General features: G+C 29.8%; 9 protein-coding genes. 2 read left to right on the top strand and 7 right to left on the bottom strand.

Annotation, left to right across the window (positions count from 1 at the left end):
• Window positions 1–281: 281 nt before the first annotated feature.
• The 7 genes from QM536_07105 to QM536_07075 all read right to left on the bottom strand — a co-directional run bounded on the left by QM536_07105 (window position 282) and on the right by QM536_07075 (window position 11,664).
• Window positions 282–3,896, bottom strand: a complete 3,615-nt coding sequence (locus QM536_07105; protein ID MDI9356770.1) for a T9SS type A sorting domain-containing protein — start codon at window positions 3,894–3,896, stop codon at window positions 282–284.
• Between the two features lie 1,215 nt (window positions 3,897–5,111).
• Window positions 5,112–6,407 carry an FAD/NAD(P)-binding oxidoreductase gene (locus QM536_07100; protein MDI9356769.1) on the bottom strand — a complete coding sequence of 432 codons (1,296 nt, stop codon included), beginning with the start codon at window positions 6,405–6,407 and terminating at the stop codon, window positions 5,112–5,114.
• A gap of 99 nt (window positions 6,408–6,506) precedes the next feature.
• Window positions 6,507–7,952 (bottom strand): Asp-tRNA(Asn)/Glu-tRNA(Gln) amidotransferase subunit GatB, encoded by a 1,446-nt coding sequence (gatB, locus tag QM536_07095; GenBank protein ID MDI9356768.1) that lies wholly within the window; start codon window positions 7,950–7,952, stop codon window positions 6,507–6,509.
• Between the two features lie 9 nt (window positions 7,953–7,961).
• On the bottom strand, window positions 7,962–9,671 hold the full coding sequence (locus QM536_07090; GenBank protein ID MDI9356767.1) for an amino acid carrier protein: 1,710 nt from the start codon (window positions 9,669–9,671) through the stop codon (window positions 7,962–7,964).
• 53 nt (window positions 9,672–9,724) lie between these two features.
• The gene (coaD, locus tag QM536_07085) at window positions 9,725–10,174 is read right to left on the bottom strand and encodes a pantetheine-phosphate adenylyltransferase (GenBank protein ID MDI9356766.1); all 450 of its coding nucleotides are present in this window, start codon (window positions 10,172–10,174) and stop codon (window positions 9,725–9,727) included.
• Window positions 10,171–11,079, bottom strand: a complete 909-nt coding sequence (locus QM536_07080; protein MDI9356765.1) for a DUF3822 family protein — start codon at window positions 11,077–11,079, stop codon at window positions 10,171–10,173. Before QM536_07080 ends, coaD begins: the two co-directional genes overlap by 4 nt.
• Before the next feature lie 6 nt (window positions 11,080–11,085).
• Complete coding sequence (locus tag QM536_07075; protein MDI9356764.1) at window positions 11,086–11,664, bottom strand: hypothetical protein; 579 nt, start codon at window positions 11,662–11,664, stop codon at window positions 11,086–11,088.
• Window positions 11,665–12,156: 492 nt separating this feature from the next.
• Between QM536_07075 and QM536_07070 the strand changes: the two genes are divergently transcribed.
• Both QM536_07070 and QM536_07065 read left to right on the top strand, forming a co-directional pair.
• Window positions 12,157–12,357, top strand: a complete 201-nt coding sequence (locus QM536_07070; protein ID MDI9356763.1) for a hypothetical protein — start codon at window positions 12,157–12,159, stop codon at window positions 12,355–12,357.
• Window positions 12,358–12,687: 330 nt separating this feature from the next.
• Window positions 12,688–13,791, top strand: a complete 1,104-nt coding sequence (locus QM536_07065) for a hypothetical protein (GenBank protein ID MDI9356762.1) — start codon at window positions 12,688–12,690, stop codon at window positions 13,789–13,791.
• Window positions 13,792–13,953: the final 162 nt, after the last annotated feature.

The raw sequence follows: 13,953 nt of genomic DNA, 5'->3' as shown, positions 1-13,953 counted from the left end.
GTAAGTTTTTTAATTGGATATACAATACAAGAAAAGAAGAAAAGAATATTTAGAAAAAATTATTTGACTTTCTTTTCCAACCCGATTTGACAGAACTTATCAACAAGTCATTTCATCAGTATAAGATATATTAGGGACGTTATTTTTCTATTTTTAATAATAAGAGAGTGTCCGAAAAAAAATTTACACACAATTACTAAATTTTAAAACTATTGATAATCAAACAGTTACAAAACTATAAGTGTTTCAAAAGTAAGTTTTCAGACACTCTCCTATGTTTTTTATTTAATAGTTATTTTTTCTGCCTTCAAAACTACTCCTGTTTCTCCGTATATTATAATAATATATTGTCCTTTTGGTAGGGTTTCTGTAGAGATAGAATGTATTACATTTCTACTGTAATTCATTATTTCTCTACCTGCTAGATTATATATCTTCACAGATGAAGCTTTTTGGTTTTTATCTGTTTGGATGGTTATAAAACCATTTGCGGGATTCGGATAAATATTTATAGCAGGGTTTTCTTTCCCTATAAAAGTAAGAGGATTAATGATTGTTGTTTGTATCGCGAGTGTTTGTAACGCAAATCCCTGTAAATAATTTTCATTTCCTATTTGATAAGCAGTAATATTCACCATTCCTGCTCCGTTTATAGTTACTGTATTATTATTGATACTTACTAAATTATTGGAAACCAAAAATATAATGGGTAAACCTGAAGAAGAGCTTGCTTGTAAAACAAAAGGTCCGTCCCCAAAAGTTTTCGTACTTAATGCTCCAAAAGATACACTCTGAGTTGCTTTGTATATAGTAAGCATTCGAGTAACAAAACCAAAGAGAACACTATTTCCACTGTATGCAGTAATATTCACGGTTCCTGCTCCTTTTATACTCGCTGTATTAGTATTGATACTTACCAAAGTAGAAGATGCAGAAAACATAACAGGTAGCCCCGAAGAAGACTTTGCTTCTAACACAAAAGATCCGTTTCCAAAAGTTTTCGTACTTAATGCTTCAAAAGATACACTCTGATTTCTCCTGTTTATAGTAATTATTTGAGTACTAAAACCAAAAACAGTATCATTTCTCGTGTAGGCAGTAATACTTACTGTACCTGCTCCGTTTATTGTTGCAATATTTTCCCTGATTTCTAAAAGAGTATTAGACACAAAAAAAGAAACAGGTAAATTATCAAAAGAACTCGCTCTAAGTGTAAATGGTTCATCCCCATGTGTTTTACTACCTATAAGAGGAAAATCTATTACTGTATTCTTACTACCTATAATACCACTTCCTGTTCCATTTTGAATATTCCAAATGGAATCACCTGTTTCAGAATAAACGTATGAAAGATTAGAAGTAAAATGTACCCCATCTAAAATGATGATAGCACGAGTAGAATCAGTTCCTTCCGTTATATATTCTATTGTACCACTTGCTTCTATATTATTAGTAATCCCTGGTATTGTTTGAGTATATTCCACAGCACCTATAGTTATTCTTGCTCCTCTATGAATACCAGGAAAGTGTCCTGGGGTATATATAAAACCCGGTCCTAATTCTCTAATGCTGTCTGAGTCTAATCCAGTAGGGCTTTTCATAGCAGCAAGAGTGAGACCTTTTTCATAAATAAGACGATATTGATCTATCGGAGTTATAATTCTTGGACCAAGCAAAATATTTTTTAATATTTTACCTAATCCTATTTTACGATTATTATCCCTTGGTATGCGATTTACTAACTGAGCAGAATCCTTATTCCAATAGCAATATAGAACTGTTCCTGCAGACCATCCCACCAGTCCGCCAACAGAAGAAGTACCCGAGACAGATCCTGTAGCATAACTCTGTAATGCATATCCAACATAGTTCATTCCCAACAATCCACCGACAATAGAATCAGAAGCAGAAACAGATCCTGTAGCATAGCTCTGGCTTATAAAACCATAACGACTAAATCCGACTAATCCACCGACAATAGAATGTCCCGAGACAGATGCTGTAGAGTAGCTTTCGCTTATTGCTCCACCTTCATGATATCCGACTAATCCGCCAGTATTAGTAGAAAGATTAAAAGTATCACAGATATATCCGGTAGTGTAGCTTTGGCTTATTTTCCCAAGAGTATTTCTTCCTACTAATCCGCCGATAGATCCACCATAATAACTACCACCATACAAACCACCAAAGACGGAATCCTTAGCATAAGTTTGGGTTATTGTTCCGCGAAAATTATATCCCACCAATCCACCAACGTTCTTACGTCCCTTAATAACTGCATTTCTGATACCTATATTTCTGATATTGCTACTTTCTCCCGTCCATGCAAAAAAACCTACATAATCAGCATTTTTTCTATTTATATACAGATTATCTATGGTGAATCCATTGCCCTCAAAAATAGCACTATATGGTATTCCTTGAATAGTATCACTAGCAGTAATAGCAATGCCAATAGGACTCCATCCACTTCCTGATCTTTCTGTAAAGGTTTTAAATATCTTTGTAGTATCTCTATAAGAAGATATATTATTAAAATCTAAACTTATAGTAAGTTCATACCCATTGCAAGTACCTACGTTACAAATACCTGTGAGATTATTTCTTATGGAGTCCAGCTGATTTATAGAATAAATTTCTATGAGACCATCCCCATCTCTATCTCTGTAAACAAGAGAGGGTTGAATGTTCAGTACCTGTGTTATTGGTGGATTTGTATAATTATTGTTCGTATGGTATGCTGTAATACTAGCCATTCCTACACCATTCGATTTTAATGTACTCACTGTAATCACTCTACTCACTGTACCAACATTAATTTTCATTGTGTCATCATTATTGATGCTTATCAAATGAGAAGCGGAAGAAAATAAAACAGGTAAACTAGCAGAAGACACTGCAGATAAAATAAAACGTGTAGTATCTCCAATAATCCTCGTTAATAATGTTTCAAAAAATATACTCTGAGTTTTTTTGTGTATAGTAAGTATTTGTTTGGTAAAACCAAAAAGAGTATCATTTTCACTGTATGCTGTAATGGTTACTGTACCAATGCTTAATGTACCTGTGCTGCCTACTCCTATTATTTTTATTGTATCTATATTTACTCCGTTTATTACCCTGCCTCTACTGATTTGTACTATAGGATTAGAAACCGAATAAGAAACAGGTAAACTTGTAGAAGACCTTCCTGTTATAATAAAAGGTGCATCTCCAAAAGTTTTCTGTGGTAACGCTCCAAAAATTATACTCTGAGCCTTTTTGTTTATAGTAAGTATTTGCACCACAGAATCTGCTTTTAGATAATTTTCATTTCCCGTTTGATATGCTATAATACTCACTATTCCTGCTTTTTTTATACTCACTGTATTATTACTGATACTTATATTAGTATTAGAAGTAAAATAAGAAACAGGTAAACTTGTAGAAGACCTTCCTGTTATAATAAAAGGTGCATCTCCAAAAGTTTTCTGTGGTAACGCTCCAAAAATTATACTCTGAGCCTTTTTGTTTATAGTAAGTATTTGCAGAGCAGATGAACCTCCGGACCTATATGCTGTAATATTTAATACACCTGCTCCTCTCATAGTCACTGTATTTATATTGATATTTACCAAAGTAGAAGAAGCGGAATAAAAAATAGGTAAAGTTGAGGAAGATGTTGCCAATACAATAAAAGGTGCATCTCCAAAAGTTCTATTTGCCGATGATACAAAAGTTATATTTTGAGCTTTACTTGCAAAAGTAATACATATTAATAGTCCTGCTAGTACCTTTGTCAAATATTTGAATGGGTTCAAAGATGATACAAAATTATTTCTTTTATAATTACTTTTTATTTTTTCTCTGTATGTCATAAAATTATTACTTGTATTAGAATGTAATATAGTGTTCATATTATTTAATCTATATATGTTATGTAATGTATCTAATTTACTTGTGTTATTATTCATTTTTTTCTTTTTTTAATTAATAGTATTATATATTATATTATTTATACTCTGTGATGTTCCTGTTAATGTAATTATTTTGTTTTTCATTGTACTTTTTTGTGTAATTAAGATTATTAATTTTATTATATTATGATATCCTATATTAAATATGCGTTGTGATACATATATATTTTCTGCAATACATTGGTGTTCTTTTTCATTTTTTCTCTGTTTAAGAATAATATTATGGGTTATATTATATTTACCTCTCTGTGAGGTATATGCCTCTCATACTATTAGTGTATTTAAAATTTGCATATTTCTTTTTTATTGTGCAAGCTTATTATTTTGACCATTAATAAATAGTATAATTTGTTTTATGTATTATTAAAATAATTATTTAATAAGAAATGTAACTTTGCAGAGTTAACATTTCACAATTGGAAACTACACTTTTTTTAACATTTTATTATTTTTGTAACTATTTAGGAAAATTTACTTGATAATCAATATTTTTTATATAGTTATAAGATGTTTTTTTAATTGATTTGTTTTAAAAAATATAGAAAGTATCCATTTTCTCGAGATTATAAGTCGTTAATTATCAAACAAATAGAGTAGTTAAATGATTACATACTATTTAATATGTGTAAAAAATAAAAAACTTTCTTTTTTTATATAATATTTTAATGATAGTTATTTAATTATTAGTTAATATTTATTTACACTATAATAAAATATTTTTTTTATATTTAAATAATTGTTCCCCATCCCTATAAAAAATTGTGCATTTTTTATCAAAAAACATAAAAATTATGTGTTTTTTGATGAAAAACTCAATATGTCAGATGTTTTTATGACTTTATCTATAATAATATAATTATATTCTTTTCTCATTTCTATAAAAATCACACATTTTTTATCAAAAAAACATGTAAATTATATGTTTTTGAGTATCTAATTCATTTTATAGAACTTTGTGGGATATTATTTTTTATTTTTATTGTTTCACAAGTCAGTATCATTACTTTTGGATCAAGTTACTATTTTTATTGATAGAGTTATTCTCTTTATAGTTCTACTTTATCTTTTTTTATCAGCACTATGTATCATTTCTATAAATATAAATATTGATAACCGATACTATCAAGATAAGTTTTTTTTAGAAAAATAGAAAAATTATTTGATACTCTTGTGATATGATGCAAATGCTTTCTGTATATATTTTTCATTGTTTGCAAAGAACTCGGGGTCAAATCTTGCTTCTTGCAAATGTTCCATCACATACTCTATTGTTTTTTCTTCTTTTATCCATTTGTTCCAAGTTTCATGTCTTTGTCTCATACCCATAACATTCACACCTATTATGGTTCGGGTAGTTTTAGAAAAAACAAATCTCATTCCTATATGTTTTTTTTCATGCTGCCACCAAAACGTATCTTCCCCTGCTTCTAAAATAGGTTTTACACTACCATACGTTTGATATTCTATATCTAAAAATTTTGCAGAATTAAACCAAACGCCAGGATTATATTGTGTAGGTTTGGAACATATTGTTTGGGCAACAGTTTCTCCCATAATCTTTCCTACATACCAAACAGCTTCTATTGCCCGCCGATTAGGGAGCGGATTTATAACTTCTGCACAATCTCCAATAGCATAAATATCAGGAATATTTGTCTGTAAAAAAATATCTACCAAAATCCCTTTATTTATTTTTATAGATGGTACGTTTGTTTTTAAAAAATCTATATTCGGTCTTACACCTACAGTAATCCCCACTAACTGGCATTCTATTTCTTCGTTCTCTTTAGTAATAATAGAACTCAGGTTTTTTCCATCTTTTGATACTATTTCTTGTAATTCCGTAGATAGTCGTAGTTCTATATGATGTTCTTGTATATGTTTGTTGATCATTTCTGATTCTTCTGGAGGGAGTACTATATTCCAAAAACTTTTTTCTCTTACTAAAAATACTACTTTTATATTTCTAGAAAGTAACATTTCGCAGAGTTCTATACCTATGAGTCCTCCTCCTACAATTACCGCTGATGTAATATTTTTCGTCTTTTTTTCTAATAATTGTATATCCCTATAGCTATAAAATCCTTGAACTCCTTCTAAATTTTGTCCTTTCCATCCAAAAAAATTAGGGACAGAACCCGATGCTAGTACCAAAACATCGTACCGTAATGAAGCACCTTCTTTTAAAAAAACGGTTTTAGTATCGGAATCTATTTTGTGCACAAACCCTTCCACAAGGTTTATTTTATTTTTTTTCCAAAAATTATCTTCGTATGGTTTAGTATGTTCAAACTTCATATCTCCCATATACACATACATAAGAGCAGGTCTGCTAAAAAAATATTTTGTTTCCGAAGAAATAATAGTAATCGCATCATTACTCTGTTTTCTTATATGTCTTGCACAAGTGACCCCTGCTATTCCGTTTCCAATGATAATTATATGTCTCATTGTTTGTTTTTGTAAAATATACATTTGTAATATATAAACTAAATGTAAGAAGTATCATTCCATACCACTTTTCAAATTGTTTTATGGGGAGAATCCTATCTATTCATTATTGTGGAGTTTTTCTAAAAGAAGAGCATGTATTTTTTGAGGATGAATAGATGCTTTTGTTTTTTTCATAACTTCTCCTATAAAAAACTGTAAAAGTCCTGTTTTTCCATTTTTATAATCTTGCAATTTTTCATTCTGATTTTGTAAAAGAGTATTTATTATTTCTTCCAAGTTATAGGTAGTGGTATTTTCTATTAGTTGTTTTTCTATTGCTATTTTTCTAGGAGAAAGTCCTCGTAGCATATCGGGAAGAATATGTTGTGAGGCGGTGCTAAAGCTTATTTCTTTTTTTTTCACCATTTCTATAAGATCTTTTAATAATGTTACAGAAATTTCTTTCCAATGTTTATTTTCTTTTTTCATCAAGTTCCTGATAGGACCGAGTATCCATTTGCATACTTCCTCAGCATCGTGATTTTCCTGGAGCATTGTATGGGTAAATAAAGCACATTCCTTGTTTTCTGTAAGAGTATCAATGTTTTCATCAGATATATGATATGTATTTTTAAAAATATCTCTGTATTGAAATGGGAGCATGGGCATATTTACTCGTATAGCATCTATGGTATTTTGAGAGAGCGTGATAGGAGGAATGTCCGGATCCGGGAAGTATCTATAATCTTTGGATTCTTCTTTAGTTCTCATGGAAAATGTTGTATCTTGTTTTTGGTCATAAAGGCGTGTTTCAGAAACAATTTTTTTTTTTTGCTCTATAAGTTCTATTTGTCGTACTATCTCTGTTTGTATTGCTTTTTGAACGAATTTAGGACTATTTATATTTTTTATTTCTACTTTAGTTCCTAATGTTTTTATTCCTTTTTCTCTCATAGATATGTTTGCATCACATCGGAGGGAACCTTCTTCCATATTTCCATTAGAAATTTCTAAATAACGAATCATTTTTTGGATTTCATATAAAAAAGTACTTGCTTCCTCCGGGGAGTAAATTGCAGGAAGAGTTACTATTTCTAAAAGAGGAGCTCCTGCACGATTATAGTCAATGAGGGATTTTGTGTCTTTTTGGTCGTGGATGAGCTTTCCTGCATCTTCTTCTATATGAATTTTAAAAAGAGGTATGTTTCTTGTTGTATTATTAACACAAATGGTAATATATCCATTTTTGCAGATGGGTTCTTTATCTTGTGTTATTTGGTATCCTTTTGGTAAATCGGGATAAAAATAGTTTTTTCTTTCAAAAAAAATATAATTATTAATCTCACAGTGACATGCTATACCCATTTTTATAGCATATTCTATTGTTTTTTCATTCAGTCTTGGTAGTGTACCTGGGTACCCTAGAGAAATAGGATGAATATTTGCGTTTGGAGTGCTTCCAAATGTATTAAAATCTGGAGAAAAAACTTTACTAGTTGTGAGTAATTGAATATGTACCTCTAATCCTATCACAGGTTCGTATTCTTTTCTCTCTGTATTCATTGTATATGTTTAATAAAAACGAGGATGTTTTTTATCGGGAAATGATTTTTTAAAAAAATCTTGGTAACTTTTCATGGCTTGAGGCATTTCTTTTCTAAGCCATAAAATACCTATAAGATTCGGAATGGTCATCAAAGCTATTGTAATACCTGAAAAAGTCCATATAATAGTAGTATCTGTAATAGATGCCAAAAAGAACCCTATTACATAAACACAGTGGTATGGGAATATATATTTTTTTCCAAATAAAAAATTTATGGCTCTATCACCATAATAAGACCAAGAAACAGCAGTGCTGAAAGCAAATAATAAAAGTCCTATGGATATAACATATTTTCCAAATTCTCCAAAATAACTTTTCTTAAAAGCTTCCGTAGTGAGCGGTGCGCTGTGAAGGAGTGATTTTCCTCGTATTTCTAATCCAAGAGGATAATTTTTCACGAGCCCATTCTCTATAAATATTTCCTCTCCCGTATATATTTCTGTTCCTTTGTAGATAAGAATATCTTCCGCAACAGAACGAGAATGTATTACAGTGATCGCATTTTGAATCTTTCCATTACGCACAAGAAGATTACCTGTAAAAGTAGGAAGTAATTTTTTTTGTGTAATATGTTCCATTATTTTTTTTGTATTTTCGGGATTCTCTGTGTAAGAATCCGCAAGCACAATCATATCAGAGTATTGAAATATATTATCGTATTTTTCTTTCCAAACACCACTGGAAAGAACAACCAATCCCGTGAGAAAACAAATAATAATAGTATCTATAAATGGTTCTAATATTGCTACCATACCTTCTGATAAGGGTTCTGTAGATCTCGCAGCAGAGTGTGCTATAGGAGCAGAACCTTGTCCCGATTCATTAGAAAATAAACCTCTTGCTACCCCCTTATTAAATGCTATCGATATAGTTGCACCTACAAATCCTCCCGTAGCTGCTGTTCCCGTAAATAAATCCGAAAATATAGATATGAAAGAGGGAATTATATTTTCTATATTATAAAATATAACTCCCAATGCTCCTAAAAAATAAATAATAGCCATTGCAGGAACTAATTTTTCAGATACGGTTACTATTCTTTTTATACCGCCTATTATAATGAGAGCAAGTATAAAGGCAAGTACTAATCCGGTTATCCATTTTTCTAATCCAAAAGTGGTGAGTAAAGAATTGGCTATGCTGTTTATTTGTGGTAAACTACCTGTTCCAAAGGAAGAGAGAACAGTGGCTATTGCAAAAATAATCCCAATAATGGTCATATTTATTTTTTTACCAAACAGTAAAAAATGTGCGTTCTTCATATAATACATAGCACCACCCGCAATGGTTCCATCTGATGTAATTTCTCTGTATTTATGGGAAATAGTTACTTCTACAAATTTTGTAGTCATACCTATTGCTGCTGTCATAAGCATCCAAAATAAAGCGGGAGGTCCTCCTAAATGTATAGCAAATGCAACTCCTGCAATATTACCTGTTCCCACAGTTCCCGATAATGCGGTGCTTAATGCCTGAAAATGAGTAGCATCTCCTTTTGCTCCCTTCAAATCATATTTTCCCATAGTAGTTTTTATGGCATGACCAAAAAAACGTATTTGTGGAAATTTCAAATAAAAGGTAAAAAAAAGTCCCGTTCCCAATAATAAAAATGCGAACCAAGATGAACCTCCAATGTAACTATCTATTATTGTTAAAAAATCATTGACTTCTTGCATATATGACGTAGGTTATGAATGTTTTATATTGTATTATATGGTTAATTATCTATTTACAAAGAATACGGTAAAAAAGGTTTAATGTTTCCTTTATGGTAATGTATCTCTCTAATAATAGTGCTTCTTATAAAAGAATATTGGGATGAACCTAATAAAAAAACTGTTTCTATATTGGCATTAAGAGCATGGTTTATTTCAGAGATATTTTTTTCATACTCAAAATCATTACTATTCCTTATCCCTCTAATAATAAAGGTAGCGTTATTTTTTTTTGCAAAATCAGTGGTGAGTTCATTATAAATTTTTACAGAAACTTTAGGGTTATCTTTAAATGTTTCTTCTATTTTCAGCAGTATCATATTTGCATCAAAATATCTCGTTTTCCGACTATTACTCCCTATGGCAATAATAATATTATCGAACAAATGGGAACTCCGCATCACTATATCATAATGGCCTAAGGTAAAAGGGTCAAAAAAACCAGGGAATATTGCTATTTTCATACAGATGTATTGGTATTTGAAATTTTATGAATACTAAAGAGGTCAAAGTATTTATGATCTAACATTTCATCAAACTCATAACTAAAAGATAAAAAATTGAGATGAGAACCCATTTCTACGTTTGTAATATATTGTTGCATCATTTGGGTGATTTTTCTGTAATCAATATTTCCCCATGATATAGTATAGGTAGAACTTTTATTCATTTTTAATTCTGAAAAAACAAGTAATACATACTGCAAAAACTCTTCGTAGGTTTTTATGTAAAATTGATTATAATACCATAAATTTTTCTGAGAATCGCAAACACAGAGATGTAATATACTTCTATCCATAAGGCAATATAACGTTGTTCCTAGAATAGATTTTTGCTTACCATATTCTAATACTCCTTCTATAAAAGAGCTGCCTTGTTGGATGATAACAATATCTTTTTTATTATAAAAATAATGTAACCATTCATAAAGAGGTGTGTCTATAGTAAAGATATTTACTACCCCTATATCTTTATGAATATAATGAGCAACGGTTTCATAAGAAGTTACATCACAGTTGAGAGAAAGATAATCAGAGCATTTTTCTGCAGTAAAAATATCTAATGGAACAAGGGTATATTTATGGGTTTTAATAGATATTTTAATGTTTTTCCAAAAACGAGCTGCGAGTATATTGTGGTATTTGAATAAACTCTTTAATAGTAAAAGCCGGTTATGAATTGTTTTCACATTATGAAGTAAATATTCTTCTACTAAAACACACTTATCATCTCTGGTATCAATAACACAAAATTCAAAGTCCTTATTACCTATTTCTAATAGAAGAGAGTAATGACTGATTTCATCTTCATCAAACCGAGTATCTCTAAATTTATGAAGCCGTTGGTATGAAATTTCTGTTGTTTTCAATCTTATTTATTCCCAGTTTCCTGATGTAGTAATTTGTGTTCTGGAACCAAACCTCAATGGTTTTTGATTCGTTATTTTTTTACTTTCCTTCCTTTCGGGATTTATAGGATGAGTGTCCCATACTTCCACTAAGGCAAGTTTTACGCCCGATTTGTCTACTACTTCTGCCCATATACCAAATTTTTTTTTATCTGTATTCGGTATATATGGAATATTACGTATAATATCCAAATTATTTTTAAATAGAGAATCTTTTACGGCTATTTTTCCTAATGTATCTACTTTTACAATAACCTCTTCTTCTCCGTATTCTTTTGGAATAACAGTTTCTGTTCTTTGGGTAATATAAAAATATCCATTTTCTAAGAAAGAAAGAAGTTCTTCCCAAGTATTTGCATATCTGCCATTACTTTCTTGAAAAGCTTCTTGGGCTTTTCTAATAACTTTTAACTGCTCTATTACCTCTGCTTCATTTTTTATTATCTCCTTATTTAACTCTACTTTTCCAGCTATGGAGCGATATAAATAATAAGATAAACCTACGGCTACTACTAATAAAAAAATTGATATATGTTTTGCTTTCATTATTTTAATTTTTATTTTATTTTTTTGTTATACTTTTGCAAATATAGTTTTTATTTTTTTAATTTTCATAATTATGCTAAAAATAATACTGAGTTTTGTATTTTTTGTTTTTTTGAGTGACAAAATTAATAATTGTTTAAAAAAATCATTTTTTTAATGAAAATTAAAATAATTCTGCTGTAAAATAAAACAAAACCATGTTTTATAATAAAAAGTATCTTTTTTGCATTTGTTTTTTTATAAAAAAACAGTAAAACAAGTTTGTAAAACATTTTATTATTTTGCATTTTTGTAAATTTATTTTTTAACTCATAATTACTCATATATAAATATAAGTGGGGTCTAAAAATTAATTTCTTCAAAAAAAAGGAGTAACTATTTTGGAGTAAAATAGTAACTAATCTGAAATTAGGTGTGACTAATTTTTTTCAGGGTACCAAAAACTTTTTTATATTTAATATTTTAATGCAAGTATAAACGACAAGACATTTAATGACAGAAGAAAAAATAAAAGAGCAATTATCTAATCGATTTATTGGTATTTTAGCTGCTCATAAAGGATTTGCTATTGATAAACCTGAATCAGATGCGGGAGTTGACTATCAACTAAAAAAGGAATATACATATACTACACCTCAAGGTCAAACAAGACACACGTATGACGGTAGATATATAGATATTCAATTAAAATAGACAATCGAAAATTTAATTGTTGATGAACCTCATTTTATTAAATATGACCTAAAAATTGAGAATTTTAATGACTTGGTGAAAAGACAAACAGACAAAAACGTTCATGTTCCATTAGTATTAATTTTATTTATTCTACCGAATGACCAAAATTTATGGGTTGACATAGACCATACGGAAATAAGACTTAGAAAACATGCTTATTGGTTTCTTCCTCCTGAGGGTTCTCAAATGACAAATAATAAATTCACAATGAGAATCGAAATTCCAAAGGCAAATATGCTTGGAATAGATTTTTTTAATACGTTATATCAACAACTTTATCCATAAACCATGATTACAGATACAATATTATCGTCAATATTATTGTTCCTAACAAATAGGGCATGGCAGATTTCAGAGCAAACTGACAGGTTTACTTTATTAAGACCGCCAATAGAGTTCCATTTTAATGAAGAATTTAGATTACATATTCCGAGACAAATTAACAAAATAAATTCTGAAAGATTTATTGAAAATATTTTAGAAATTATTGCGGACTTCTATGACTTAACAATAGATGATTTGAATGTTGTTCTAAAAAATGAAAACACGGTTTTAAAAGTTCGAGTTTATGATGACCAAACTAAACAAGGAATAATGTCACTTACAAGATTTGAGGGACTTGTAGAAAAAATAAAATTAATACTTTCAGACGCAGCAAGTTTTGTAATTGACAGGACTGTAACATCCACAAGGGTTTCCGAAGAAGTAAGCAAATACTTAAATCTATGCAATTTTATGCAAACAGAGAAGGGAAGCTTTGTTGCAAAAATTCAGTTACCTTCAAAAGAATTAATCAAACATAACGGCTTAGAATTATATGGTAGACAAGAAATATCCTCTGAGGAAATAAATCAAAAACTTAGAGAGGTATTGACTTTTGTAAAACAAAACATTTTTGAATTTGAAGGTGATACGCAAGTTACAGAAGAATACTTAATAGAAAATGAAACGATAATTAATATTAAACTATTCAAAGATATAGAATCATTCTTTGATAAAACAAATCTTAAAAACATTGACTTTTCATTTCATAACATTGCAAATAGTGATACTATTGTAAATCAAGATATTACCCCTTTGAAACTTCACAAATTAAATCAGTTTGTAGAGCAAATTGAATCTCATTCATTAGAGTATGGTGATTTTAGTTTTACTGGTTTCATTACTGAATTAAAATCAAGGAATCCTGAGGGGTTCAGAAATAATATAGCATTTACAGGCATTCATAATGGCATACATATGGTTGCTTCTGTGAAACTTGACAGCGAAAATTATAAAAGTGCCATTGAAGCTCACAAACTCAAAAAAAAGATAACCATAACAGGATTAGCCAAACGAACAAAAACCAGAGCAAAATTCATTGAGATAAAAGGTTTTGAAATCCAAGAATGAGTCCACTCCGAAAATTCGTTTTTACAGAAATATTAAATTTGAAAACTATTCATAATCAAATAGTTACAAAACTACAAGTGTATCGAAAGTGGCTTTTAGAATGATCTCTTATATAAATACAACACCATTTTTTAGAATCCCACACTCTTATTTTTAGGTAGC

This window comes from Chitinophagaceae bacterium (assembly GCA_030053935.1).
Taxonomy (GTDB): domain Bacteria; phylum Bacteroidota; class Bacteroidia; order Cytophagales; family JASGCU01; genus JASGCU01.
Note: the sequence above shows the minus strand (reverse complement) of the source record. Positions and strands in the feature narration are given on the sequence as shown.